At 72.2% G+C, this 25,299-nt stretch carries 25 protein-coding genes; 14 read left to right on the top strand and 11 right to left on the bottom strand.

Annotation, left to right across the window (positions count from 1 at the left end; genetic code table 11):
* Positions 1-16 precede the first annotated feature (16 nt).
* Positions 17-568, bottom strand: coding sequence for a hypothetical protein (locus ACTJIY_RS01930; RefSeq protein WP_253049275.1), 552 nt, complete (start codon positions 566-568; stop codon positions 17-19).
* A 201-nt stretch (positions 569-769) separates the two neighbouring features.
* Between ACTJIY_RS01930 and pdxT the strand changes: the two genes are divergently transcribed.
* From pdxT to ACTJIY_RS01860, 14 genes are all read left to right on the top strand, one after another.
* Entirely contained in the window at positions 770-1,420 is a 651-nt protein-coding gene (gene pdxT / locus ACTJIY_RS01925) for a pyridoxal 5'-phosphate synthase glutaminase subunit PdxT (RefSeq protein WP_253049276.1), read from the top strand.
* 6 nt (positions 1,421-1,426) lie between these two features.
* The gene (locus ACTJIY_RS01920) at positions 1,427-2,188 is read left to right on the top strand and encodes a YebC/PmpR family DNA-binding transcriptional regulator (protein WP_253049278.1); all 762 of its coding nucleotides are present in this window, start codon (positions 1,427-1,429) and stop codon (positions 2,186-2,188) included.
* Positions 2,189-2,398: 210 nt separating this feature from the next.
* The gene (gene ruvC, locus ACTJIY_RS01915; protein WP_253049280.1) at positions 2,399-2,968 is read left to right on the top strand and encodes a crossover junction endodeoxyribonuclease RuvC; all 570 of its coding nucleotides are present in this window, start codon (positions 2,399-2,401) and stop codon (positions 2,966-2,968) included.
* A gap of 155 nt (positions 2,969-3,123) precedes the next feature.
* Positions 3,124-3,762, top strand: coding sequence for a Holliday junction branch migration protein RuvA (gene ruvA, locus ACTJIY_RS01910; RefSeq protein ID WP_253049282.1), 639 nt, complete (start codon positions 3,124-3,126; stop codon positions 3,760-3,762).
* 26 nt (positions 3,763-3,788) lie between these two features.
* Entirely contained in the window at positions 3,789-4,841 is a 1,053-nt protein-coding gene (ruvB, locus tag ACTJIY_RS01905; protein ID WP_440673205.1) for a Holliday junction branch migration DNA helicase RuvB, read from the top strand.
* A gap of 209 nt (positions 4,842-5,050) precedes the next feature.
* Positions 5,051-5,500: a preprotein translocase subunit YajC gene (gene yajC / locus ACTJIY_RS01900; RefSeq protein WP_253049286.1), complete on the top strand. Its 450-nt coding sequence runs from the start codon at positions 5,051-5,053 to the stop codon at positions 5,498-5,500.
* Between the two features lie 78 nt (positions 5,501-5,578).
* The gene (gene secD, locus ACTJIY_RS01895) at positions 5,579-7,603 is read left to right on the top strand and encodes a protein translocase subunit SecD (RefSeq protein WP_253049288.1); all 2,025 of its coding nucleotides are present in this window, start codon (positions 5,579-5,581) and stop codon (positions 7,601-7,603) included.
* Positions 7,603-8,718 (top strand): protein translocase subunit SecF, encoded by a 1,116-nt coding sequence (gene secF / locus ACTJIY_RS01890; RefSeq protein WP_253049290.1) that lies wholly within the window; start codon positions 7,603-7,605, stop codon positions 8,716-8,718. The genes secD and secF overlap by 1 nt, the downstream gene beginning before the upstream one ends.
* Positions 8,715-9,320, top strand: coding sequence for an adenine phosphoribosyltransferase (locus tag ACTJIY_RS01885; RefSeq protein ID WP_253049292.1), 606 nt, complete (start codon positions 8,715-8,717; stop codon positions 9,318-9,320). The genes secF and ACTJIY_RS01885 overlap by 4 nt, the downstream gene beginning before the upstream one ends.
* Before the next feature lie 74 nt (positions 9,321-9,394).
* Positions 9,395-11,740 carry a RelA/SpoT family protein gene (locus tag ACTJIY_RS01880; RefSeq protein ID WP_440672992.1) on the top strand — a complete coding sequence of 782 codons (2,346 nt, stop codon included), beginning with the start codon at positions 9,395-9,397 and terminating at the stop codon, positions 11,738-11,740.
* 94 nt (positions 11,741-11,834) lie between these two features.
* Positions 11,835-12,941: an ATP-dependent DNA ligase gene (locus ACTJIY_RS01875; protein ID WP_253049295.1), complete on the top strand. Its 1,107-nt coding sequence runs from the start codon at positions 11,835-11,837 to the stop codon at positions 12,939-12,941.
* A 285-nt stretch (positions 12,942-13,226) separates the two neighbouring features.
* Positions 13,227-13,901 (top strand): hypothetical protein, encoded by a 675-nt coding sequence (locus ACTJIY_RS01870; protein WP_440672993.1) that lies wholly within the window; start codon positions 13,227-13,229, stop codon positions 13,899-13,901.
* Positions 13,898-15,127, top strand: coding sequence for a tyrosine-type recombinase/integrase (locus ACTJIY_RS01865; protein ID WP_440672994.1), 1,230 nt, complete (start codon positions 13,898-13,900; stop codon positions 15,125-15,127). Before ACTJIY_RS01870 ends, ACTJIY_RS01865 begins: the two co-directional genes overlap by 4 nt.
* A gap of 38 nt (positions 15,128-15,165) precedes the next feature.
* Positions 15,166-16,257, top strand: a complete 1,092-nt coding sequence (locus ACTJIY_RS01860; RefSeq protein WP_440672995.1) for a helix-turn-helix domain-containing protein — start codon at positions 15,166-15,168, stop codon at positions 16,255-16,257.
* A gap of 1,090 nt (positions 16,258-17,347) precedes the next feature.
* Here the strand turns inward: ACTJIY_RS01860 and ACTJIY_RS01855 are convergent.
* The 10 genes from ACTJIY_RS01855 to ACTJIY_RS01810 all read right to left on the bottom strand — a co-directional run bounded on the left by ACTJIY_RS01855 (position 17,348) and on the right by ACTJIY_RS01810 (position 25,200).
* Positions 17,348-17,833, bottom strand: coding sequence for a hypothetical protein (locus tag ACTJIY_RS01855; protein WP_440672996.1), 486 nt, complete (start codon positions 17,831-17,833; stop codon positions 17,348-17,350).
* Positions 17,834-18,043: 210 nt separating this feature from the next.
* Positions 18,044-19,150 (bottom strand): AAA family ATPase, encoded by a 1,107-nt coding sequence (locus ACTJIY_RS01850; protein WP_440672997.1) that lies wholly within the window; start codon positions 19,148-19,150, stop codon positions 18,044-18,046.
* 127 nt (positions 19,151-19,277) lie between these two features.
* Positions 19,278-19,412 (bottom strand): hypothetical protein, encoded by a 135-nt coding sequence (locus ACTJIY_RS01845; protein WP_277512948.1) that lies wholly within the window; start codon positions 19,410-19,412, stop codon positions 19,278-19,280.
* A gap of 124 nt (positions 19,413-19,536) precedes the next feature.
* Positions 19,537-20,187, bottom strand: a complete 651-nt coding sequence (locus ACTJIY_RS01840; RefSeq protein WP_440672998.1) for a hypothetical protein — start codon at positions 20,185-20,187, stop codon at positions 19,537-19,539.
* A 39-nt stretch (positions 20,188-20,226) separates the two neighbouring features.
* Positions 20,227-20,421, bottom strand: coding sequence for a hypothetical protein (locus tag ACTJIY_RS01835; RefSeq protein ID WP_440672999.1), 195 nt, complete (start codon positions 20,419-20,421; stop codon positions 20,227-20,229).
* Between the two features lies 1 nt (position 20,422).
* Entirely contained in the window at positions 20,423-21,595 is a 1,173-nt protein-coding gene (locus ACTJIY_RS01830) for a hypothetical protein (RefSeq protein ID WP_440673000.1), read from the bottom strand.
* 2 nt (positions 21,596-21,597) lie between these two features.
* Positions 21,598-21,918, bottom strand: a complete 321-nt coding sequence (locus ACTJIY_RS01825; protein WP_440673001.1) for a hypothetical protein — start codon at positions 21,916-21,918, stop codon at positions 21,598-21,600.
* Between the two features lie 607 nt (positions 21,919-22,525).
* On the bottom strand, positions 22,526-23,419 hold the full coding sequence (locus ACTJIY_RS01820; protein ID WP_440673002.1) for a tyrosine-type recombinase/integrase: 894 nt from the start codon (positions 23,417-23,419) through the stop codon (positions 22,526-22,528).
* Positions 23,420-23,477: 58 nt separating this feature from the next.
* Positions 23,478-24,557 (bottom strand): non-homologous end-joining DNA ligase, encoded by a 1,080-nt coding sequence (gene ligD, locus ACTJIY_RS01815; protein WP_440673003.1) that lies wholly within the window; start codon positions 24,555-24,557, stop codon positions 23,478-23,480.
* Positions 24,558-24,567: 10 nt separating this feature from the next.
* Positions 24,568-25,200 (bottom strand): hypothetical protein, encoded by a 633-nt coding sequence (locus ACTJIY_RS01810; protein ID WP_440673004.1) that lies wholly within the window; start codon positions 25,198-25,200, stop codon positions 24,568-24,570.
* Positions 25,201-25,299 lie beyond the last annotated feature (99 nt).

The raw sequence follows: 25,299 nt of genomic DNA, 5'->3' as shown, positions 1-25,299 counted from the left end.
GAGTGCCTGCCCGGTGCTACGGACGACGGGCGACGACCCGCCACACGATCCCGCCGACGAGGAGCCCCAGACCGAGGACCGCCCCGCCGATCGCGACGAACCACAGCAGGATCGTGCCGCCGACCGTCGCGAAGAACTCGCCGAACTGCCAGCCCTCGGTGACGACGAAGGTCGCCCCGGGGGACGCGTCGCCCTGGGCGACGGCCACGGTGCACGTCTGGGCCGACGGCGAGGTCACCTCGGCGACGGTCGTCGCCTCGTGCGAGCCGAAGCCGGAGCTCCCCGAGACGGAGGGGTGCCGCACGTCGAGGTCGCCGTCGGGGCAGGTCACGGTGACGTCGTCCGCGTCGAATCCCTCGGCGCCGATCGGCACGACCGCCCACACGCTGTACGGTCGACCGCCCGAGAGCGCGACGTCCGCCTCGCCCGGGACGTCGCCGGAGGCGAGCGCGGCCGAGCCGGGGGCGCCCGTGCTGTCGACGACGCCCGTCGGCAGCGCCCGCAGGAAGGTCGTGGCGCCCAGGACGCCGGCGACGAGCGCGACCACCAGCAGGACCGCGCCGACCACGATCAGGACCGTCGCGCCGCGCGTGCTCCGCGGCGGACGGGGCGGGAGACCGGGGTACGGGACCGAAGGACCGGGATACCCGGACGGCGGCTGGGCAGGATACGGCGGTGTCGGTCCGGGGCCGGTCGGAGTGGTCACGACGGCGAGGCTAGCAACCGGCGTGGCGGGGTGCGGGCGGCGACGGACGTATCATTCCCGTTCGTGACGATCACGATCGGAGTCCTGGCGCTGCAGGGCGACGTGCGCGAGCACCGCGCCGCGCTCGAGGCCGCCGGCGCGCGCACGGTCGGCGTGCGGCGCCCCGAGGAGCTCGCCGCGGTCGACGGGCTCGTGCTCCCCGGGGGCGAGTCGACCACCATCGAGAAGCTCCTGCGGATCTTCGAGCTCGACGAGCCGCTGCGCGCACGCATCGCCGAGGGCCTGCCGGTCTACGGCTCGTGCGCCGGCATGATCCTGCTCGCGGACCGCATCCTCGGCGGCACGGCCGACCAGCGGACCATCGGCGGGCTCGACGTGACGGTCCGGCGCAACGCGTTCGGCCGGCAGGTCGACTCGTTCGAGACCGACCTCGCGTTCGCCGGCATCGCCCCCCAGGACGGCGGTCGCGCCGGGGCCGAGGGGGCGGGCACCGTGCACGCGGTGTTCATCCGCGCGCCGTGGGTCGAGGAGGTCGGCCCTGGCGTCGACGTGCTCGCCCGCATCCCCGATCACGAGGCGCCCGGCATCCCCGCGGCCGCCGCCGGTAGGATCGTCGCAGTCCAGCAGGGATCGCTGCTCGCCACCTCGTTCCACCCGGAGATCTCCGGGGACGCGCGCGTGCACGAGCTGTTCGTCAGAATCGCGAAGGGGTAGGAACGCATGTCAGGGCACTCCAAGTGGGCCACGACCAAGCACAAGAAGGCGGCCATCGACGCCAAGCGCGGCAAGCTCTTCGCGAAGCTCATCAAGAACATCGAGGTCGCGGCGCGCACGGGCGGCGGCGACCCCGCGGGCAACCCGACGCTGTTCGACGCCATCCAGAAGGCGAAGAAGTCGTCGGTCCCCAACGACAACATCGACCGCGCCGTCAAGCGCGGGTCCGGCACGGGCGCCGACGCCGTCGACTACCAGACGATCATGTACGAGGGCTACGGCCCCAACGGCATCGCCGTGCTGGTGGAGTGCCTCACGGACAACAAGAACCGTGCGGCCTCCGAGGTGCGCCTCGCCTTCAGCCGCAACGGCGGGAACCTCGCCGACCCCGGCTCGGTGTCGTACCTGTTCTCGCGCAAGGGCCTCGTCGTCGTGCCGAAGTCGGACGGCGTGACCGAGGACGACGTCATGCTCGCCGCGCTCGAGGCGGGCGCCGAGGAGGTCACCGACTCCGGCGAGGTCATCGAGGTCCTGTGCGAGGCGAGCGACCTCGTCGCCGTGCGCACGGCGATCCAGGAGGCGGGGCTCGAGTACGACTCCGCCGACTCGATCTGGCACCCGTCCATGGAGGTCGAGGTCGACGCCGACGGCGCGCGCAAGATCCTGCGCCTCATCGACGCGCTCGAGGACAGCGACGACGTGCAGAACGTCTACGCGAACTTCGACGCGTCGGACGAGGTCATGGCGGAGCTCGAGAACGACGACTGACCGCTGGGTTCGCCCGAGGTGAGATCTGGTCGCCCTGGGTGCGGGGTGGGTGGGACGGGCGCGGTCTACCATCCGCCGCTCGTCCCTCGCGGCTCCCGCCAGGCCCGCCACGACCGCGCGCGTCCCACCCACCCCGCCGGTGTCGGCTCACCTCGGTGCGTGCCCGCGAGGCGGCGAGGTTCCGTCGTCGGCTCGTGGGAGGGTAGCGGGGTGCGCGTTCTCGGTGTGGATCCTGGGCTGACCCGGTGCGGTGTCGGGGTGGTGGACTCCGCCCGGGGGCGGCGGGCCGAGCTCGTGGCTGTCGGCGTGATCCGGACGGACCCGGACCTCAGCGTGGACCTGCGGCTGCTGCGGATCGCGGAGCGGCTCGACGCGTGGTTCGAGGAGCACGTTCCGGACGTCGTCGCGGTCGAGCGCGTATTCGCCCAGCACAACGTCGGGACCGTGATGGGCACGGCCCAGGCCGCAGGTCTCGCGATGGTCGGCGCGGCAAAGCGGGGCGTCCCCGTCGCGCTGCACACGCCGTCCGAGGTCAAGGCCGCGGTCACGGGGAGCGGGCGCGCGGGCAAGGAGCAGGTCCAGCGCATGGTCGCGAGCATCCTGGGGCTCGCGGAGCCGCCGAGGCCCGCGGACGCCGCCGACGCGCTCGCGCTCGCGATCTGCCACCTGTGGCGACCCTCGGGCGCGCTCCAGGGCGGCGAGCGGCACGAGCTGACGCCGGCGCAGCGCGCCTGGGCCGCGGCCGAGCACGCGGCGAAGGCCCGGCGGGCACCGCGCTGACGGCGCCCGTGTCGGTCGGCCCGGGCGTGGGCGCACCTTGCTAGAGTGACCGCGGTCGTACGGGTGTTCGACACACCTTCTCGGCGCCGTCCGCGGTCGTCGCGCCGGCGGACCATCGGACCAGGTCGGCGGAGCCGACCGGGAGAGGAGCCTGGGTGATCGCGTCGCTGAGCGGAGTCGTGGCGAGCGTCCAGCTCGACCGCGCCGTGCTCGAGGTCGGGGGAGTGGGCTACCTCGTGCACGCCACGCCGGCGACCCTCGCGGGCCTGCGCGTGGGCGAGGACGCTCGGCTCGCGACGAGCCTCGTGGTCCGCGAGGACTCCTTCACCCTCTACGGGTTCGCCGACGACGACGAGCGGACCGTCTTCGAGACCGTCCAGACCGTCAGCGGCGTCGGGCCGCGGCTCGCGCTCGCGATGCTCGCGGTGCACACGCCCGACGCCCTGCGACGCGCCGTGGGAGGTGGCGACATCGCCGCCCTGGTGCGTGTCCCCGGCATCGGTACCAAGGGCGCGCAGCGGATCGCGCTCGAGCTGGGCGACAAGCTCGGGCCGCCCACCGGGGCCGACGCCCCCGAGGCGGGCGCGCCGGCCACCGGGACCGGCCCGCGCCCGGTCGACGACCGTCGGGACCAGGTGGTCGAGGCGCTCGTCGGGCTCGGCTGGAACCTCAAGGCCGCGGACGACGCCGTCTCCACCGTCCTCGCCGAGGCCGGTGTCGACGTCGTCGAGGCGCCCGACGTGGCCGGCGCGCTGCGTGCCGCGCTGCGCGTCCTCGGCGGACCGAGGGGCTGACCGTGGCGAACTTCGACCAGGTGGGCGTGGACGGCTTCGGCGAGGACGGCACGTTCTCGTCCGAGCGGATCGTCGCGGCGGGAGCGGACGACCTCGAGCGCGCCGCCGAGGCGGCGCTGCGCCCCCGCAGGCTCGAGGAGTTCGTCGGGCAGGCCGTCGTGCGCGACCAGCTCTCGCTCGTGCTCCAGGCCGCGCTCGCCCGCGGGAGCTCGCCGGACCACGTGCTGCTGTCCGGGCCACCCGGGCTCGGGAAGACGACGCTCGCCATGATCATCGCGGCGGAGCTCGGGACGTCGCTGCGCGTCACGTCCGGGCCGGCGATCCAGCACGCCGGGGACCTCGCGGCCGTCCTGTCCTCGCTCGAGGAGGGCGAGGTGCTCTTCATCGACGAGATCCACCGCCTCGCGCGCCCCGCGGAGGAGCTCCTCTACATGGCGATGGAGGACTTCCGGGTCGACGTCGTCGTGGGCAAGGGCGCGGGCGCGAGCGCGATCCCGCTCTCGCTGCCGCCCTTCACCGCCGTCGGCGCCACGACGCGCGCGGGCCTGCTGCCCGCGCCGCTGCGCGACCGGTTCGGGTTCACCGGGCACCTCGACTTCTACTCGAGCGAGGAGCTCGAGCGCGTGCTCTCCCGGTCCGCCGGGCTGCTCGGCGTCGTGCTCGACCCGGACGCCGCGCGCGAGATCGCCGGTCGCTCGCGGGGCACGCCCCGCATCGCCAACCGCCTGCTGCGGCGCGTGCGCGACTGGGCGCAGGTCCGCGGCGACGGGAGCATGGACCTCGCGGCCGCGCGCGCAGCGCTCGAGGTCTACGAGGTGGACCCCATCGGCCTGGACCGCCTCGACCGGGCGGTCCTGACGGCCCTGTGCACGCGCTTCAACGGCGGCCCGGTCGGGCTGACGACGCTCGCCGTGACGGTCGGCGAGGAGGCGGAGACGGTCGAGACGGTCGCCGAGCCGTACCTGGTGCGCGAAGGTCTGATCGGACGGACTCCCCGGGGCCGGGTCGCGACGCCCGCCGCCTGGGCGCACTTGGGGCTCACGCCGCCGCGCGAGGGCGGCACCCTGTTCGACGCCTGACGGCGGTCCCGTCGGGAGCCCGGAGGCGAGCCCGTCCGCGCGTCCGGCGCGCGTCCCGTGACGACGGTCACAGGTGCGCCGAACGTGGTCCTAGAATGGGTGGGGCCCGAGCGGGCGGAACTCCCCGGCGGGACGGCTCGTTGGTGAACCGTGCGCGCACGCCTAGACTGCGCGCAGATCCCGCACAGAACAGGACACGAGACTCCGTCATGGATATCAGCTTCATCCTCATCCTCGCCCTCGCGGCGGGCGCGATGTTCCTCATGACCAGCCGCACCCGCAAGCAGCAGCGCGAGGCCCAGAACTTCCGGGCGAACCTCGCCCCCGGGCAGGAGGTGATGACGGGTTCCGGCATGTTCGGCACGATCGTCGACGTCGACGAGGACGCCGACGTCATCACGATCGAGTCGACGCCGGGCAACCAGTCCCGGTGGCTCCGGGCCGCCATCGCGAAGCTCGTCGACCCGCCGGTCGAGCCCGAGGAGGAGGAGTCGGCGTCCGACGAGGCGACCGACGGCGACGCGCTCTACGGCAGCGCGCCGTCCGGGTCCAAGGAGGACGTCGACGACCTCGTCGTCCCCGACGACCTGTCCGGCCTGACCGGCGGGCCCACGGACAAGGACCGTGACCGTCGCGACGAAGGCACCGAGAGCAAGTGACCGTGCGCCGGTCGCCCCGAGCGACCGGCGCCTGACCTGGTCGGCCTCCCGGCCGACCGCACGAGAAGAGACAGACAGTTGGCCAACTCCAGCACGCGCCGTTCCCGGCCCGTCCGGACGATCGTCCTGTTCCTGCTCCTGAGCGTCGTCCTATTCGGCGTGCTCTTCGCAGGGACCAAGACGGACGGCCGCTCGGCGGACAACCCGGGAGGCGCCTCCTTCGCCCCTGCGCTCGCGCTCGACCTCGAGGGCGGGACGCAGATCGTCCTGCAGCCCGTGACGGAGGACGCGTCCGCAGTCACCCCCGAGACGATCAACCAGGCGATCAACGTCATCCGCCAGCGCATCGACGCGCAGGGCGTCTCCGAGACGGAGATCACGAGCCAGGGGCGCGACAAGATCGTCGTCGGCATCCCGGGCCAGCCGTCCCAGGAGACGATCGACCTCGTCAGCGCCTCGGCGCAGATGCGGTTCCGGCCGGTCCTCGCGGTCGGCATGCCGACCGCGACGCCCGCCGAGGACGCGACGGGCGACGAGGCGGCGACGGAGGAGAGCGCGGACCCCGCGACCGAGTCCGCGGACCCCGCGACCGACGAGGCGACGGACCCCGCGGCGGACGAGGCCACGGACCCGGCTGCTGACGAGGCCACCGATCCCGCGGCGGACGAGGCGACGGACGCCCCCGCCGACGACGCGACGACCGGGACCGACACGGAGGCGACCCGCCCGGAGAACCCCAGCGACCTGGCGCAGATCACGCCGGAGCTGCAGGCGGAGTTCGACGCGCTCGACTGCACCCTGCCGGAGAACCAGGTCGGCGGCGACAGCGGCCCGACCGACTCCGCGTTCGTCTCGTGCGCCGACGACGGCTCGGCCAAGTACATCCTCGGCCCGGTCGAGATCGAGGGCACCGACATCTCGAACGCGAACTCCGGCCTGCGCGTCGGGCAGAACGGCGTCGTCACGAACGAGTGGGTCGTCAACCTCGAGTTCGACTCCGAGGGCACCAAGGAGTTCCGCGAGGTCACCACGCGCCTCACGTCGCTGCCGGCCCCGCAGAACCAGTTCGCGATGGTCCTCGACGGGCTCGTCATCTCCGCCCCGGTCTCCCAGGCCGTCATCCCCGACGGCAAGGCGGAGATCTCCGGCAGCTTCACGCGCGACTCGGCCGCGACGCTCGCCAACCAGCTCAACTTCGGCGCCCTCCCGCTGACGTTCGAGGTGCAGAGCCAGGAGCAGATCTCGGCGACGCTCGGCAGCGAGCAGCTCCAGAAGGGCCTCATCGCCGGAGTCATCGGTCTGCTGCTGGTGTTCATCTACTCGCTCTTCCAGTACCGGATGCTCGGGTTCCTCACCATCGCGTCGCTCATCGTGGCGGGCGTGGTCACCTACCTGACCATCGCGCTCATGTCGTGGGGGATCGGCTACCGGCTCTCCCTGGCGGGCGTCGCGGGCCTCATCGTCGCGATCGGCTTCACCGCGGACTCGTTCATCGTGTACTTCGAACGTATCCGCGACGAGCTGCGCGACGGGCGCACGCTCCAGCAGGCGGTCTCCAAGGGCTGGGGGCGTGCCCGCCGCACGATCCTCGCCGCGAAGGCCGTCAACCTCATCTCCGCGATCGTGCTCTACTTCCTCGCGGTGGGTGGCGTCCAGGGCTTCGCCGTCACGCTCGGTCTCACGACGATCATCGACGTCGCCGTCGTCTTCTGGTTCACGCACCCGGTGATGGAGCTCGTCGCGCGCGTCCCGTTCTTCCGGGACGGGCACAAGTGGTCGGGCCTCTCGCCGGACCGGCTCCAGACCCGCGGACCGCGCTACGTGGGCGCGGGGAAGGTGGTCGGGCCGGGTCAGCCCGCCGACCGTCGCACCCCCACGGCCGCGCAGGAGCCCACCGGTGCGAAGGGCGAGGACGAGCTCGTCCTCGCCGGCTCCGCCCCGCGGACGCCGGCGCGCACCGAGGACGGACGACGACTGACGATCGCCGAGCGGCGCGCGGCCGAGCGTCGCGCGGCCGCCCAGGAACCGGCACCCGGTGGAACGGACGGGCCGGCGGACGCCGCGCCGTCCGCCATCGACGGTGAGAACGAGGAGAACCGCTGATGGCCGCCCGTAGCTTCGCGCAGTGGGGCAACGACCTCTACACGGGGCGCAAGTCCTACCCGATCGTCCAGCAGCGCAAGCGCTGGTTCATCGTCGTGGGCGTCCTCAGCCTGCTGTCCGTCATCGTGATCGCCGTCCAGGGGCTCAACCTGGGTCTCGACTTCCGCGGCGGCTCGGAGTTCACGGTCACGAGCATCACGGACAAGTCGCAGGAGCCGGCCGTCGACGCCGTGCACTCGGTCGCGCCCGACGCCGAGCCGCGCGTGTCGAGCGTCGGCGAGAGCGCGCTCCGCGTCCAGACCGCCGAGCTCGCCGACGAGGACCAGGTCAACGCGGTGCGCCAGGCGCTGGCGGACGCCTACGGCGTCGACGTGAACGAGGTCGCGAGCGCGTTCGTCGGCCCGACCTGGGGCGCCGACGTGTCGTCGCGCGCGCTGTGGGGCGTCGTCGTGTTCATCGGCCTGGTCGCGGTCTTCATGGCGATCTACTTCCGCGCCTGGCGCATGTCGCTCGCCGCGATCATCGCGCTGCTCGCCGACCTGCTCATCTCCGCGGGCGTCTACGCCGCGGTGGGGTGGGAGGTCACGCCGTCGACGATCATCGGGTTCCTCACGATCCTGGGCTACTCGCTGTACGACAAGGTCGTGGTCTTCGACAAGGTCCGCGAGAACACGGCGGGCATCCTCGACCAGACCCGCAGCACCTACGCCGAGCGGGCCAACCTCGGTGTGAACCAGACGCTCGTCCGGTCGATCAACACCGGTGTGGTCGCGCTGCTCCCGGTCGCGGGCATCCTCTTCATCGGTGCCTTCGCCCTCGGTGCGGGGACGCTGCGGGACATCTCGCTCTCGCTCTTCGTCGGCATCGCCGTGGGCACCGCGTCGTCGATCTTCCTCGCGACGCCGCTCGAGGTCTGGCTCCGCACGCGGGAGCCGGCGATCGCCGCGCACACGCGCAAGGTCGAGGCGCTGCGCGCCGAGCGGCTCGCGGACGCGGGCGAGGAGTCGGACGACGACGCCGTGCTCGCCGCGGCGGGCGTGGCGGGTCACCGTCAGCTCCAGCCGGGCGAGCACCTGGGCAACAAGGCGCAGCCGCGTCGCCGTCGTCCCCGATGACGGACCTGCACCACACGCCGACCGGCGAGGTGGACGGCCTGCGGGCCGTCGGCCTCGCCGGTCTCGGCGCACAGCGGGCCTCCCGCGTGCTCGAGCTCGTCCGCGCCGTGCCCGACTACCCCGGGCCCGGCATCACGTTCCGCGACATCACCGGGCTCCTCGCCGACGGCGCCGCCTTCGGGCACGTCGTCGAGGCGCTCGGGGACGTGGCCCGCGCGGCGGGCGGCATCGACCTCGTCGCGGGCATGGAGGCGCGGGGCTTCCTGATCGGAGCCCCGCTCGCGACGCACCTGGGCGTCGGCTTCGTGCCGCTGCGCAAGGCCGGCAAGCTGCCGCCGCCGACGGACGCCGTGACCTACGACCTCGAGTACGGCACCGCGACGATCGAGCTCCGGTCGGGAACACTGCCGCCCGGTGCGCGTGTTCTGGTGGTGGACGACGTGCTCGCGACCGGGGGCACGGCGGCCGCGGGCGCCGAGCTCGTCGAGCGCGGGGGAGGCGTCGTCGTCGGCCTCGCGTTCCTCCTGGAGCTCGAGGGACTGGGTGGTCGGGAGCGGCTCGCGGGCCGCGACGTGACCACGCTGGTCCACGTCGAGTCGTAGGATTGCCACTCCGGTCGTCTCGGCTGGTCGCCGACACGGTGTCGGCGATCGCCGGCCTGCGGAAGGAGGCGCGCATGAGCGAGAACACCCGGACGTCGCGCGCCCCGGAGAAGGCGGGCGCGCAGCCCGCTCCCGGCGCGGGCGGTTCCGGCGGTCGCGGGGTGCGGTCGCGCCTCGTCCGCTTCGGTGCCCGACCGAACGCGGGCAGCCCCGCGCTCGAGCCCGTGCTCCAGGCCGTCCGCACCAACCACCCCCGGACCGACCTCACGGTCATCGAGCGCGCCTACGAGACCGCGGAGCGCGCGCACCGGGGGCAGCTGCGCAAGAGCGGCGACCCGTACATCACGCACCCGGTCGCCGTCGCGACGATCCTGGCCGAGCTCGGCTTCGACGGGTCGACGCTCGCCGCCGCGCTGCTGCACGACACGGTGGAGGACACCGACTACTCCCTCGCGCAGCTCACCGAGGAGTACGGCGAGGAGATCGCCATGCTCGTCGACGGCGTGACCAAGCTCGACAAGGTGACGTACGGGGACGCCGCGCAGGCCGAGACGGTGCGCAAGATGGTCGTCGCCATGGCGCGCGACATCCGCGTGCTCGTCATCAAGCTCGCCGACCGTCTGCACAACGCGCGCACCTGGAAGTACGTCTCGTCGTCGTCGGCGGGCCGCAAGGCGCGCGAGACGCTCGAGATCTATGCGCCGCTGGCGCACCGCCTCGGCATGAACACGATCAAGTGGGAGCTCGAGGACCTGTCCTTCCAGGCCCTGTACCCCAAGGTCTACGACGAGATCGTGCACCTCGTGGCGGAGCGGGCGCCGGCGCGCGAGGAGTACCTGGCCGTCGTGCGGGAGCAGGTCACGGCGGACCTGCGCAGCGCGAAGATCAAGGCGACGGTCACCGGCCGACCCAAGCACTACTACTCGATCTACCAGAAGATGATCGTGCGCGGGCACGACTTCGCGGAGATCTACGACCTCGTCGGTGCGCGCGTCCTCGTGGACAGCGTCCGGGACTGCTACGCGGCGCTCGGCGCGCTGCACGCGCGGTGGAACCCCGTGCCCGGGCGGTTCAAGGACTACATCGCGATGCCGAAGTTCAACATGTACCAGTCGCTGCACACGACGGTCATCGGCCCCGGCGGCAAGCCGGTCGAGATCCAGATCCGCACGCACGAGATGCACCGGCGCGCGGAGTACGGCGTCGCGGCGCACTGGAAGTACAAGGAGACCGCCAAGTCGGGCGGGAAGACCGCGAAGGACGACACCGCGGCGAACGACATGCGGTGGCTGCGCCAGCTCGTCGACTGGCAGCGCGAGACGGCGGACCCCGCGGAGTTCCTCGACTCGCTGCGGTTCGAGATCGGCGGCGCCGAGGTCTACGTCTTCACGCCCAAGGGCGACGTCATGGCGCTGCCCGCCGGCTCGACCCCGGTCGACTTCGCGTACGCGGTGCACACCGAGGTCGGGCACCGGACCATGGGCGCGCGCGTCAACGGGCGCCTCGTGCCGCTCGACTCGACGCTCGAGAACGGCGACTCGGTCGACGTCCTCACCTCGAAGTCGGAGAACGCGGGCCCGAGCCGGGACTGGCTCGCGTTCGTCAAGAGCCCCCGCGCGCGCAACAAGATCCGCCAGTGGTTCTCCAAGGAGCGCCGCGAGGAGGCCGTCGAGCACGGCAAGGACGCGATCGCCAAGGCGATGCGCAAGCAGAACCTGCCGATCCAGCGCCTGCTGTCGCACGAGTCGCTCGTCGCGCTCGCCAACGAGCTCCGCTTCGCCGACGTCACGGCGCTGTACGCCGCGATCGGCGAGGGGCAGGTGTCGGCGGCGAACGTCGTCTCCAAGCTGGTCCAGGCGATGGGCGGCGAGGAGGGCACGGTCGAGGACGTCGCGGAGACCGCGCGCCCCGGGCACACCGCGCGCCGCGTGCGGACCGGCGACCCGGGAGTCATAGTCAAGGGCGTCGACGACATCTGGGTCAAGCTCGCCAAGTGCTGCACCCCCGTCCCGGGCGACGAGATCATCGGGTTCATCACGCGCGGCCAGGGCGTGAGCGTGCACCGCGCGGACTGCGGGAACGTCGTCGGGCTGCGCAACCAGCCGGAGCGCATCGTGGACGTCTCGTGGACCACCGGCAGCAACGCGATGTTCCTGGTCCAGATCCAGGTCGAGGCGCTCGACCGGGCGCGCCTGCTCTCCGACGTCACGCGCGTCCTGTCCGACAACCACGTGAACATCCTCTCGGCCACCGTGTCGACCTCGAACGACCGCGTCGCGATGTCGCGCTTCGTCTTCGAGATGGCCGAGCCGGCGCACCTCGCGCAGGTGCTCAGCGCGGTCCGCAAGGTCGACGGCGTGTTCGACGTCTACCGCATCACCGGGACGAAGGCCGCCGAGGCGACGCAGCTCCCGGCCTGACCCGGAGCCGCCCGCCCGTGCAGCGCGGCATCCCGGAGCGGCGCCCCGGCCGCGTCGTCGTGCCGCGCCGCGCGCCCGGTGGCAGCATCGGCACATGGACCTGCCCGTGATGCCTCCCGTGCTGCCCATGCTCGCGAAGTCCGTGCCGGCGGTGCCCGAGCCCGACGCGGTCGAGGGCGGGTACGTGTACGAGCCGAAGTGGGACGGGTTCCGCGCGATCGTGTACCGCGACGGCGACGAGGTACGGCTCGACAGCCGCAACGCGCGACCGATGGAGCGCTACTTCCCGGAGGTCGTCGAGGCGGTGCGTGCGGCGCTCCCGGCGCGCTGCGTGGTCGACGGCGAGATCGTCGTCGCGCGCGGCGGTCGCCTCGAGTTCGAGGTCCTGCAGCAGCGCATCCACCCGGCGGCGTCCCGCGTGCGCCTCCTCGCCGAGCAGACGCCGGCCGCGCTCGTCGTCTTCGACGTGCTGGCGCTCGGCGACGACGACCTGACGGGTCAGCCGCTCGCGCGCCGCCACGAGGTGCTGGACTCCCTCGGCCTCGACGGCCCCGACGTGCACGCCACCCCGCGGACCCGCGACGTCGCGGTGGCGCGCGACTGGTTCGACACGTTCGAGGGGGCGGGCCTGGACGGCGTGGTCGCCAAGCCGCTCGACGGGACGTACCAGCCGAACAAGCGCGCGATGCTCAAGATCAAGCACGGGCGCGAGGCGGACGTCGTGCTCGCCGGGTACCGGCTGCACAAGACGTCGACGCCCGCGAAGCCGCTGCTCGGGTCGCTGCTGCTCGGGCTGTACGACGACGCCGGCCAGCTCCAGTTCGTGGGCGTCGCCGCGTCGTTCCCGGCGGCGCGCCGGGCGGCGCTCGTCGCCGAGCTCGCGCCGCTCGTCGTCGAGCCGGGCACGCCGGAAGCCGACGCGCACCCCTGGTCCGGGTGGGAGAACCCCGCGGGCGAGAGGATGCCGGGCGCGGTCTCCCGGTGGAGCTCCGGCAAGGACCTGTCGTTCACGCCGCTGCGCGTCGAGCGCGTCCTCGAGGTCGCGTACGACCACATGGAGGGCACACGGTTCCGGCACACGGCCCAGTTCCGGCGCTGGCGCGACGACCGCGACCCGTCGTCGTGCACGTACGACCAGCTCGAGGAGCCGGTCAGCTACGACCTCACCGACATCCTGCCAGGCGCTCCCGGCGTCGTCTGACGGGTGGGTCGTGCCGCGGCCGGGCGTCGGGACGCTCGGGGCTAGGCGCGGGGCCGGTCGCGATCCTTGCTCGGTTGGACGCGCTTGGGCTCGCCCGGCATCTTCGGGGTGCTGACCCGCTCAACGCTGTGCGGACCAGCGGAAACGTTGGGATCGGTGGCTAGCAGACCTAGCGCTGTGGTCGAGGTTATCGGGAGTGCCTACCCGGCCTCGTAACAGGTCGGCCCGCCAGGTGCGCGAACACCTGACGGGCCTAGGCGAGAGACCTTGCAGGAGGTCGCTGCCATGTCCTACGACTCTACCGCGCGCGAGAGCTTCGACGACGACGTCACCGCGCTCCTGGACTACGAGCACGCCGTGACGGACGTCCTCGCCCTCGTCGGCCGCGCCCGGCGTACCAGCGGGACGTACCAGCGCGGCCACGAGGGCCGGGGTGTCCTCGTGGCGCGGCTCGTGTCCGACGCTGGACGCTGGGCCGTCCGCATCTTCGACGAGCACCCGAGCGTGAGCATGGTCGCGGCGCTGCTCCCACTCGACCCGGACCTCGACGACGAGCCGTTCGACGCCGTGCTCGTCGACGCGGACCACGCGCTCATCGCAGCTGACTACCACCGAACGACGGTCTGGGACGACGCGGGGGAGCGGGGCGGCCTCCCCCTGGCGCTCGTCGAGCCGCTGCCCGACCTCGCCCCGCCGCCATGGGCGCACCGTTCCGACGTCCTCCCGCTGGACCACGAGGGCGGCGCGCTCGTCACGTTCGAGCGCTCGATCGGGACTCGTGGCGACGTCGGGGTGTACGTCGACGCCGAGGTCGTCGTTACTGCGGACGGGCACATCTCCAGCGGCCCACGCGTCATCATCGCCGACGAGCAGGACGCCATGTCACCGGCCGACGCCCGCGAGCTTGCAACTCGACTGCTCGCCGCCGCCGACATCGCGGAAGCCGAGGACGAGCGGTGAGCCCCGCACCGCGACTCTCTGTCGCGTGGACGGAGGCACTGGACACCTGGACGGACGCGATGCGGGTCGAGGGACGCGCCGCGTCGACCATCGCCGCCCGGGTGAAGTACGTGCGCGGCTTCGCCCGGGACACCGGCGCGACGAACCCGTGGTCGGTCGTGCTCGAGGACATGACGGCCTGGGTCGCGACCCGGGCCGGGACAGAGAAGAGCGCCTACGCTCACCGCCAGGCGCTGCGCATGTTCTATGCCTGGGCCGAGCGGGTCGGGCACACCGACCGGAACCTCGCGCTCTACCTCGACGCGGCCAACGGTGGGCGCCCGATCGCCCGCCGTCGAGAGCGCCCGATCGGGGCGAGCGGACCCCTGCCAGCATGGACGCCGTCCGCGTGGGAACGGGCACTGGCCGGTTGGGAGCGCGAGTGCCGGGCGCGCGGCCTGTCACGGAGCACGATCACCTCGCACGGTGCGTACGTGCGACGCCTCGCACGCGCTTACCCACACCTCGGGCCGTTCGACGTATCGGGCTACGACCTCGTCGACTGGCTCTCCGGCCACGACGGCTGGGCGAACGAGACACGACGCATGGCACGCGCCGCGCTGCCCAGCTTCTACCGGTGGGCGCACGAGGCAGGCCACGCCGTCGACGACCCTTCGGCACGACTGCCGAAGGTCGCGGCGACAGCGCCCATGCCGCGCCCGGCGTCAGAGACCGCGGTGCAGTTCGCGGTCATGACCGCCACCCGCCGCGAGCGGCTCATGGTACGGCTCGCCGCCGAGCTCGGGATGCGTCGCGGCGAGGTCGCGGCCGTTCACTCGCGTGACCTGGTCGAGCAGGACGGCGGCTGGTCCCTCGTCGTGCATGGCAAGGGCGCCCGCACCCGCATCCTGCCACTGCCAGCGGAGCTCGTGGCAGAGCTGCACGCGCTGCCACCCGGGTTCGCGTTCCCCTCACGCACCGGAGGGCACCTCACCCCGCGATACGTGGGCAAAGTCGTCGCCCATCTCTTGCCGGCAGGGGTCACGATGCACGCCCTGAGGCACCGGTTCGCGACCCGGCTCTACGAGCGCGAGCGGGACGTGTTCGTGGTCCAGCAGGCTCTCGGGCACGCCCGGCCCGAGACGACGCGCCGCTACGTCGAGGTCGCCGACGACCGCCTCCGCGAGGCCGTCGTCGGGCTCGCGCGCGCCACCACGCGCAGCCCCGAGCCGGTCGGCGCGAGGTAGTGGGACAGGCTCACACCGGGGCGGCTACGGCCGCCCCGGTGGCCTCCCGTACCCGTGCGCGCCCGGCCCGCCGTCGTTGGTGGTCGGTCGAGGTTGCGCCGGGGGAGTACGCGCGCGTCGTCGCCTGGACCTCACGGGACTCGCAGCTCGCCGCGATCGACGCAGCGGCCGCCGCCTCGGGCTGGCGCTCACCGCGACGGGCGTCGTTCGTCGACGTCGTTCGCGTGCTCGTCGACGTCGCCGACCCGACGACGGGCCGCGACGTCACGGTCAGCGCCGCGAGCATCGGCGAGCGCGTCGGCGTCAGCGTGCGCACGGTGTTCCGTCGCCTGGCCGACGCGCGCGCGGCCGGGCTGCTCGTCGACGTCGTCCGCGGTCGGCACACCACCCGTGACGAGCGGCAGCGTGCCCACGACGCCACCGGCCGGCTTGTGCACCGGTTCGCCACCGTGCGCGCGCTCACGCACCCTGCCGGAGTTGCTGTCACCCCTACCCGCTCACGTAGTGAGCGAGGTATTTCCAGCAGGACTACATCACCAAGCGCGCGACGCGCGAGAACGACGACGACCCGACGACGAGCCCGGACGACGGCGCAAGCGCCGCGTCCCCTTGCCTTGCAGCGCGAGGCCGCGCACCTCGCCGCGCGGTGGCCCTGGCTCGCGCCGAGCGGCACGCGACACGTCGGCCACGTCGTCGCCGTCCTCCAGCGCCACGACCTCACCGCTCACGACGCCGTCGAGCTCGTCGACGCCTGGCACACGACAACGCATCGCACCTCGCTCGGCCGGGACGCCGCGCAGCCCGTCGCGTGGTTGGCCTGGACGATCCGCCAGGCACGAGCTGCAGGCCATGAGACTGCGCGCGAGCGACGACGCCGAGACGACGCCGAGCGGACCGAGCGACGGGCCCTTCGCGCTGCCGAGCGCGCCGAGGACGAGCAGCGTCGGATCAGTGGGCAGAGCGACGCCGCGCGCACCGCTCGGATGCGCATCCGTCAGGCGATCGCGGACGTAGGTTCATCGACCTCGCGGCCAGTCCCACCCCTCAAGCTCCCCGACGCGCATTGCCTCCACACGGGCAGCCAGCTCACGGTGATACCGCTCAGTCTCACGAATGGCGGACGTCCGTGAAGTTAGGTCGCCATGCTCCCGCCGCTCGACGAGGGCCATGCCTGCGTTGCTCAGGAAGCACGCGGACAAGAAGAGCGTGCTGGCGAGTACCCGCAACGAGCCGACTGTGGTCTCGACATCGGGACGCGAGCCCCACCGCGCAGCGGCCGACCCGCGAATGGCGCCCGGATTCTCAACTGTCGGCACAGGGTCCCAAACGTCATGGACGACGCGGTTACGCAAGGACGCAAGCCAGGAGAGGGCCGACAGGGAGGACAAGATCATCTCGCGCGTACCTGCGTGGACAGGAGGGTGTTCGATCCACTCGTTCGTCCCGGCCTTCTCGACCCACACTTTGACCTGCTTGACCTGCGAGCCGAGAGTCATGTCCTGGAGCGTGAAGTGCACCAGACCCGTCCCGGTCACGTGCTCAGCGACCTGCTGAAGCGCCATGGACGCATGAGCGCTGTTCATGGCCACGGCACCGATGGCTGCCAGCATCGACGTTCGAGGATTCCCGGTCATCGGAGCATCCTCCCAGGAGTTCCGTCGCGACCTGCCTGAGATCCGGTTTTTTTCTGGCGATTCGGGGGGAAATGGAAACGGCGAGCGGGGTTTCCAAGACCCGCACCGGAAAAACGGACCCGCCTCGCGAGGCGAGGCAACACGACCGACGCGACCACGCGGGCGACCGACGCTCCGAGATGGACGGCGACGCCGTCCCTCGGACATACCTCCCCCACCACTCCCACCCTCGTGGGCGGAGCGCTACCGCGAGGAACATACACCACCCGGACCCACACGGCGCGTCACCCGGCACGGCGAGGACGCGCACGACCACGGGCCGCGGGCCGCTCGTGCAGGTCGCGACACCGCGACGTCAGCGGCGGCTCGCTCGTCCACTCGCCGCACACCGGGCAGCGATCCTGCCGGGCCAGGTAGGCAGCGACGACGGGCGACGCGGTCGGGACGGGCGAGTGATCGTGGTCGTTCATCGAGCGGGACTCCTGTCGTCTTGGGCAGCGGCGCGTCTGAGCGACGGGCCGAGGTTTGCTGACAAATCGGGGGTGTCGTGTGGTCCCGGGTCCACAGGCCACCTGTGGACGTTGTCTCACCTCGCTGGTCCAGGGCGAGTAAGCGAGTGCGCGATCGCGTCGAGCTGCGCCAGGGCGAGGGCCGCGACGCGGTACGCGGGCGCGAGCGCGAGCACCCGGCACGCCGTGTCGAGGTCTACCGGCCAGCCACCCGGGGGCATCACCACGACCGAGGTCAGCCCATGCGCGAGGACCAAGCGCCGGGCCGCGGCGAGCGAGACCGCGCGGGCGTCGTGCGACGGCGCGACCGCGGGCAACGCGAGCGCGGTCGCCTGGACCGCCAGCACCCGGCCCGGGCCGGACCACGACGAGGTCGCCGGACCAGACGCCGGCCACGCCTCGACCGACGCGTCATGGTGCTCGACGAGCGCCCACACCGCCGCGGCAGGACCATCGAACGCGTCCGGGGGCAGCGTCACGCGCAGCTCGTCCGCCGTCGAGCGGTCCCACAGTGCGGCGTACAGCACGCGCCGCTCGGCCGCCCGCACCAGCTCATCCCGCACCGCGCGAGCACCCTTGCCAGGATTCTGACGAATAGGTCGTCCCGTGTCGTTACCCATTACCGACACCAGGGGTAGGGAAACGGGTAACGCTCAGGAACCGCGGAATCTCAACGATCCCGCCGTGCGCGTTACACGCGTCAGGGTAACGACACATGAGGGCCGATTTGTCATTACCCGTTACCGAGAAACGGTCGGGTAACGGGTAACGCATCATGACGGCTGCGACTGCCGCCAGTCGCGCATCGCGTTCACCGTGCGCTGCATGTTCCACCCCAGGCGGTCGCGTGCACCCTTGACCGACGTCGGTGGAGGGTCCATGGCCGCGATCGCCGCGACGTCCTCGGGCGGTGCCATCAGCGCGGGATCTCGCTCGTCCGGCTTCGGGGCGTAGAGCGCGAAAGACGCGTCGTCGTGCAGCCGGAACACCGCGGCCAGCGGCTCCTTGTCCCCGGTCCCGGGTCGCCGGGCGCGCAGCCCGCCGTGGCGGTCTTTCGAGATCGCGAGGTAGCACGACCCACCCCGGCCAGGGGCGAATGCGGTGCCGACCGTGACGCGCAGCGAGACGCCACCGATCGCGCGCTTCTTCGCCGCAGTTCCCGTGGCGCCCATCGCGCGCGAGCTCTCGCTCTTGGCCAGGTGGTCGATCGCGAGCACCGCTGCACCGACCCGGGCAAGCGGCTTCATCACCAGGGCGTGCACGCGGGTGAAGTCGTCCGGGCTGTTCGACGAGGCGTCGAACAGGGGCAACACCTCGCCGAGGCTGTCGAGCACGACGACATCGGGGCGCCACTCGACGAGCGCGAGGACGACCTGGCGCAGCTGCGCGCCGTCCTCGGGCTCGGAGTACCGGAACCGGTCCGGGTCGCGCAGGGACGACGTCGGCGCGCCCAGGTCGAGCAGACGCGTCACGGTCGCGGCGACGCCGTTGTGGTCGACGTCGATCACGGCGGCGCGCTTCCCGGCCTGGAGGTCGGTGGCGACGGCCGCGAGGCACACCCACGTCTTGCCGGACTCCGGGTCGCCGTACACGTGGTTGAGCTGGGACCGGTAGAAGAGGGCCGCGCCGTCCGAGCACACCATCAGCTCGGGGCGTGGCGGTTCGGGCATCGTCCCGTCGAGGAGGGCGGCGACGTCGGCGAACAGGGGAGGCTCGTCGGGCTCATTTTGGCCGAGGTCTGCCCCGGTGATCGGGTGACCGGTCGCGGCGGCGAACGCTTCGAGCGCGCGCGCCGCGAGGACGTCGGAAGGTGCGTCGTCGAGCGGCTCGGGGACGAACCACGACGAGTCGTCCGTCGCGGGAGCCGGTGGGTGGGTCACGGGCCGTGTAGCCTCTCTTGCGCAGCGGTGCAGTGACGAGCCCGGCCCGCCTACGGCACGGTGCTCGATTCGAAACTCGGGGTGTCATGTGGGGCCTGGCGCGGGAACGCCAGGCCCCACACGACCGTCAGCCGGACAGAGTCCGCGCCAGGAACTCCGCGATCCGTTCACGGCGCGACCGGCCGTTCACGATCGAGTCGGCGAACACCAACGGCACGAGCAACCGGCACGCCGCGCACGCCAGCACCTCGACGTCCAGCACCCGGTGACGGCGGCGGGGAACCGCCGTGGCCTCGCACACCTCGCATACGCCCGTGGACGGTGCCGACCGTGGCGGTACGGGCTCGTCCAGGGCGTCGTGGAGCGCTGACTCGTAGGTCGGCTCGTCAGCGGGTGCCACGCGCCACCCACTCGGCTACCAGCTCACGACGCGAGTGGCCGTTCACGAGCGTGTCCGCCCGAACGACCGGCACCAGCGCCGCGCACGGGCGGCACAGGAACGGGCTCCGCAGGGTGTTGTCCTTCACGACCGGGATCGCATCGACCTGGTACGACGACACCTCGGCCACGTCGTGCAGCCCGCACACCTCGCACGTCTCCCGGAGCCGGTCACGCTCGGCGACCCGGACAGCGGCGCGCGCGTACTGGTGCGCGGACAGGGCCGCGGGAAGCCGCAGCGAGTGGTGGATCCACCACGCCTCGTCGTCGTACGTCATGGTGTTGACGAGGGACGACACCCGGCGCTTGTACTCCTCACGCAAGGTGGGGAGCTTGTAGCGGTCGTCGCGGTGCTCCCGGAACTTCTCCGCCCACTCCTTCGCCTCACCGCTCTGCTCCAGGACGAAGAGCGCGTACTCGTGCCGGTTGGGGTTCCATCCGGTGCCCACCTCCCTCGTGGAGGAGTCGAACACCTTGTGCTCCTGGTCCTTGTCGACCGGGCCGTAGTACGGGCGCGCTTCCTCGGGCACGAACCAGCGCGAGCCCTTGTCGTCGTAGCCAGCGGGCAGGTGAGCGTTCTCGCTCAGGGTCTTGGCCATGGGGTGGCCCTCTCTACTCGGGGTGTCCGGGCGCGCTGGTCAGCGCGCCCACAGGCGCGCACGCATGCGCGCGTCGTCCAGGTCGCTCATCGCGACCCGGATGGTCTCGGGGTCGCCGCCCGCCAGGGCGGCGGCGTAGGTGTCCTCGGCGTCGCGCACGCGGCGGCGGTGCGTCATCTCCAGGCCGGCCGAGGGGCGGGCGTGGCCGAGGGACCGGATGTGCATCGGTGCCATGTCACACGGCCTCGCGGCCAAGGCGGGGCGTGATCACGACAGACGGTGGCCGGATCGCGGCCATCGCACGGTCAACGGCAGCCTGGGCAGCCTCGACAGCGAGGAACGGCACGATCTCGACGCGCTGGTCCTCGGAGAGCCCGTCGAGCGCGCTGCGGACACCCTCGACGTCGCCAGCGTTCATCTTGGTGCGGATGTCAGTGACCTGTTCATCGGGCAGGGCCATGATGGCGGCGCGGTAGCTGTTGACCATGTCCTGCGCCTTGAGGAGCTCGCCGTCCTGCCGCTCGAGGTCCTTGATCATCGACTCGTATCGGAACTCGGCGTCCTTGAACGTCTGGGAGTGCTCCAGGTCAAGACGCTTCGCGTCGTCCGCGACCTCCTGGTGCTTCTGGCGCAGGGTGTCGAGGAGACTGGCGCGAGCCTGCGCGTCGCCAGCGAACGCGAGGGCGACCTCCTGCTCGGTCGCGCCCGTCCATTTCACGATCTCTTCGAGGCGTTCCCAGGAGACCGCCATGTCCTCGGTCTGCTTGTAGATGTCCTGGAGCCGCTGGGCGATGAAGTCTCTGGACAGGTACTCCGCGCCGGATTCGAGCAGGTCATCGAACATCTCCTGGACGCGCTCTTCGGTCTTCTCCGCGTTCTCCTGGGCCGAGGCGTACCACGCTCCGAAGATGCCCGCACCGAGACCAGCGATCGCGCCGACCGGCCCGGCGATCGATCCCGCCAGACCACCGAGCGTGCCCTGGACGAGGTCGGCCGCCGAGTCGATCTCGCCCGAGAACGACGCTGCGACCTCGCCGAAGTTCTGCCGCGCCTCGTCCTTGAACTCGGCGACCGAGTCACCAGCGCGCCGGAACCCGCGCTCCGAGTCGTCCCCGACCCGCTTGCCGGTCCGCTCGGCCTGGTCCTCGACGCTCTCAAGCGCCTTGGTGAGGTCGCGGTCGAGGGTGCGGGCAGTGTCCGACGCGGCGTCCTCGACGTCCTTGAGTCCGCGCTCGGCGTCGCGGGCCGCGTCCGCGACGTCGTCGAGCCCGCGGTCCGCGTCCCGGGTCGCCTTGTCGACGTCGTCCAGGGCGTCCGAGACGTCGTCCAGGGCGTCCGCGGTGCGGTCGAGCCCGCGCTCCGCGGCGGTGGTCTCCGCATCCAGTTCGATCTTGATCGGGCGGCCCATGGTCAGCGACCCCCGATCACGGCGTCGGGGTCGGCGAGCTCGGCCTCCGCGGCACGAGCCTCCGCGTCCGCCGCCTCGGCGGAGCAAGCCGCAACTACGGACGCCGACGAGAGAGCGTCCGCCTTCTCTGCCAGCTCTCGGGCGCGACGACGAGCCCGCGCCGACTTCAGCGCGAGCCTCTGGAAGTGTGCGCGGCGCAGATTCTCGGCGCGCTTCGGGTCGCCACCCGCCTCGGCGAGGAATCGAGCCTCAAGGGCGCGTCGGGCGGGTGCTGTGCGGGCGGTGCGATCTTCGGTGTTAGCCCACGAGATGTTGGCGCCCATCTGGGAGGCCAAACGTCGCTCGGATGCGGTGGCTGGCATGGCGGAGAGACCCTTTCGAGGGACTCTCGCGGGTACCAGTCGCGAGCAGTTCTAGCGGGCAAATCCGCCGGGACGTTGCACCGAACGTAGCACTAGCGGTGTGGTTTCATCGAACGGACACTTCCCTACATCGTCCTTGCATGGAGTGCTACGTGGGCAGCCCCGGCGTCGTCGACTTCGACGGTGATCCATTGCAGGGCCTTGCACCTGGGGCAGACGGTTCGGAACCCGATTGGCGCGCGGCCTGGCGCGACGGGCGCGTAAACGTTGGGGTCGAGGTCGTTGAGTGAGAGCGACCAACCTTGAAGTTGCTGTGCGAGCTCGGAAGGCTCGAACTCATCGAGTCTCGCCCGAGCTTCCCTCCAGGCCGGCGTCGCGGGAGAGAAGGAACTCAGCGACTCCTCCAGGGCGGACACATGGTGCTGTCGCAGTGTCGCTCCATTACCTGTCCTGCCGCCGCGCAGGTCTAGGTGTCGCACGCCGTTCCGGACGACAACTCGCGCGATCCATGGCCGGTCCCGGCATCTTCCGGGGCATCGGATGGTCTGTTCGACTCGCTCGGCGGTGTTCATACCCGGTCTCCTCGCTTGAGTCGCTGGGCGGCAACGCGGGCGCGGGCGTCGGCGGCGCTGGACCCGTAGCGGTCGAGCATGACGTCCGAGGACCATCCGGCCAGGCGCTTGAGGTCGCGCTCCTGGCCACCGGCCATGAGGTAGTCGTGGGCGAAGGTGTGTCGGAAGCGGTGTGGGTGCAGGCCCGCGATACCGGCTTGGGCGCCACGCTGCCGGACGAGCTCGCGCACGCCGTCGGCGCTGAGCGCGCCCCGCTGGGACAGGAAGTACGCGCCGAGCTGCGCGTGCGGGGACGTGCGGCGCGCCCGCTCGTACCGATCGAGCGCGGCCGTGGTGCGGTTGCCGAAGTAGACGGGACGGGTGCCGGTCTTGCCGTGCACGATCGCCATGCCAGCGTCGAGGTCGACGTCGGCGGTCGTCAGCGCGCACAGCTCGCCGACCCGGACGCCGCAGTCGAGCAGGAACCGGATCACGGCCTCGTCGCGACGGTCGCGCAGCGTAGGGCCCTTGCACGCCTTGACGAGCGCGGTCAGCTCGTCGTCGGACAGCACCGGGACGGGCTTGTTCTCGGCTTTGGGCAGCGACACGCCGTCGAGCGGGTTCGCGGCGATCTCGCCCTCGGCGACGGCCCATCCGGCGAACCGGTACAGGCCGCGGTGCCGGGTGCGGACGGTCGAGGCCTCGCGGTCGGTGCGCAGGTCGGCGAGCCAGTCGACGACGTTGCGGCGGTTGAGCTGGTCGGCGGTCGTCGGGTGCCCGTTGGCGGCGAGCCAGTCGGTGAAGAACCGGACGGACTGTCCGTAGAGGCGCACGGTCGCGGGGGAGCGCCCCTCGGCGCGCAGATGGCGGGCGAACGAGCGCGCCAGGTCGTCGAGACTCGCGGGTTCCATGGCGGTACGTTATCGCGAGAACCTACGGTATGGTGCTCACACCACACACCGAGACTGACTAGTTTTCGTTGGAATCGCGCCGCTCGCGGGAAGGCTGGACCCTCTTCGGTTCGCCCGGCATCTTCGGGTACTCCGGGGGATAGGGGAGATCGCCGAGCCCGTGCTCGGCCTCGTCCCTCCGGGACAATTCGAGCGCTGCCTCGAGCGACGCCCCCGCGTCGTCCCGGTCGGCGCGCAGCGGCGCGAAGAGGTCGCCCACCTCGGCGAAGCGCGCGGGCATCGACAGCACGTCGAAGTCGTCCGGGTGGACGTCGCCGAGCTCCTCCCAGCGCAGCGGCGCCGAGACGGTCGCGCGCTGGTTGGAGCGGATCGAGTACGCCGAGGCGATGGTGCGGTCGCGCGCCATCTGGTTGTAGTCGACGAAGATCTTGGCGCCGCGCTCCTCCTTCCACCACTTGGTGGTGACCTGGTCGGGGAGGCGACGCTCGAGCTCGCGCCCGATCGCGATCGTCGCGCGGCGCGCGGCGACGAAGTCCCACTCGGGCGCGATCGGCACGAAGACGTGGATGCCGCGGCCGCCGGACGTCTTCGGGTAGCCAGGCAGGCCGAGCTCGTCGAGCAGCTCGCGCAGGTGCGGCGCGACGCGCACGGCGTCGTCGAAGTCGGTCCCGGGCTGCGGGTCGAGGTCGATGCGGAGCTGGTCGACGGCCTCCACGTCCTCGCCCCGGACGGGCCACGGGTGGAACGTCAGCGTGCCGAGGTTGGCGGCCCAGACGACGACGGCCAGCTCGGTCGGGCACACCTCGTCGGCGGTCCGCCCGCTCGGGAAGGCGATGCGGGCGGTGCGCACGTAGTCCGGCGCGCCCTTGGGGACGCGTTTCTGGTAGAACGCGTCGCCGGTGTTGTCAGTGCGCGTGCTCATCCGTGCACCCTCGAACACGCCCTTGGGCCAGCGTTCGAGCGTCGTCGGGCGGTCGACCAGGGCGCCGAGGATCCCGTCCCCGACGCTGAGGAAGTACTGCACGACGTCGAGCTTGGTCACCCCGCGGGCGGGGAAGACGACGCGGTCCGGGCTCGTGACGCGCACGGTCCGGCCGCGGACGTCGAGCTCGACGGGAGGGGTCGTGGCTGCGGCCATGCCGACCAACCTAGACCGGGTCGTCCTCCCCGGCGAGCAGGAGCGCGAGGGTGCGCCGTGCCTGCGGTCGTCCGGCCCACCGGTGGCGCAGCTCGAGCGACCGTGTCGCGACCCGCGGCTCCAGCCCGCACACGTCGCGCAGCCGGCGGAGGGTCGTGAGCGCCTCGGCGGGCTCGCAGCGCGTGGCGACGTCCAGGGCGGTCCGCACGACCGACGTCACCAGCACCCCCGCGACCAGGGTGCGGTCGTCGCGCAGCACGTGGGACTGGCGCGGGGCCCGGCCCGTGAGCGGCGCGGGACGGTGCCGACCGGGCGGGTACACGACGTCGAGCACGCGCGGCGCGGTCGACCCGCACAGCACCCAGGCCGCGGCGCTCCCGGCGAGGACGGTCCCCGGCGGGACGAGGTCACGGACGGCGAGCGCGCGGAGGGTCGGCGTGTCCGGCACGAGCGCGGGCGCGGCGACGTCGCCCCAGAGGAGTCGGAGCGCACCGGACCGTACGAGGTCCTGGAAGGCCGCGTGCCCACCGACGTCGGCGGGCACGACCAGGAGCCCCACGTCGGTGCTGCGGGGCGCGAGGAGGCGCGCCAGGGTCGCGGCGGCTCCGGCAGCGGGTGCGGCGGTGCGAGGGGCGGGAGGCATGCGCACACCGTGCACCATCGGCCCGGGCACGCGGAAGGGGCCGGCGCTCGCCTGTGGACGAGTGCCGGCCCCTCCGGACCGAGCAGCAGAAGGACGGCG

Source organism: Cellulosimicrobium sp. 22598, from assembly GCF_052044445.1.
Lineage (GTDB): Bacteria > Actinomycetota > Actinomycetes > Actinomycetales > Cellulomonadaceae > Cellulosimicrobium > Cellulosimicrobium cellulans_G.
Note: the sequence above shows the minus strand (reverse complement) of the source record. Positions and strands in the feature narration are given on the sequence as shown.

Coding starts and splice junctions, on each gene's coding strand:
- secF (WP_253049290.1), top strand. CDS start 7,603: ATGGCCGCCCGTAGCTTCGCGCAGTGGGGCAACGACCTCTACACGGGG.
- ACTJIY_RS01840 (WP_440672998.1), bottom strand. CDS start 20,187: ATGGCCAAGACCCTGAGCGAGAACGCTCACCTGCCCGCTGGCTACGAC.
- ACTJIY_RS01830 (WP_440673000.1), bottom strand. CDS start 21,595: ATGGGCCGCCCGATCAAGATCGAACTGGATGCGGAGACCACCGCCGCG.
- ACTJIY_RS01825 (WP_440673001.1), bottom strand. CDS start 21,918: ATGGGCGCCAACATCTCGTGGGCTAACACCGAAGATCGCACCGCCCGC.
- ACTJIY_RS01880 (WP_440672992.1), top strand. CDS start 9,395: ATGAGCGAGAACACCCGGACGTCGCGCGCCCCGGAGAAGGCGGGCGCG.
- ACTJIY_RS01885 (WP_253049292.1), top strand. CDS start 8,715: ATGACGGACCTGCACCACACGCCGACCGGCGAGGTGGACGGCCTGCGG.
- ACTJIY_RS01875 (WP_253049295.1), top strand. CDS start 11,835: ATGGACCTGCCCGTGATGCCTCCCGTGCTGCCCATGCTCGCGAAGTCC.
- ACTJIY_RS01835 (WP_440672999.1), bottom strand. CDS start 20,421: ATGGCACCGATGCACATCCGGTCCCTCGGCCACGCCCGCCCCTCGGCC.
- ACTJIY_RS01870 (WP_440672993.1), top strand. CDS start 13,227: ATGTCCTACGACTCTACCGCGCGCGAGAGCTTCGACGACGACGTCACC.
- ACTJIY_RS01920 (WP_253049278.1), top strand. CDS start 1,427: ATGTCAGGGCACTCCAAGTGGGCCACGACCAAGCACAAGAAGGCGGCC.
- ACTJIY_RS01810 (WP_440673004.1), bottom strand. CDS start 25,200: ATGCCTCCCGCCCCTCGCACCGCCGCACCCGCTGCCGGAGCCGCCGCG.
- ACTJIY_RS01820 (WP_440673002.1), bottom strand. CDS start 23,419: ATGGAACCCGCGAGTCTCGACGACCTGGCGCGCTCGTTCGCCCGCCAT.
- ligD (WP_440673003.1), bottom strand. CDS start 24,557: ATGGCCGCAGCCACGACCCCTCCCGTCGAGCTCGACGTCCGCGGCCGG.
- yajC (WP_253049286.1), top strand. CDS start 5,051: ATGGATATCAGCTTCATCCTCATCCTCGCCCTCGCGGCGGGCGCGATG.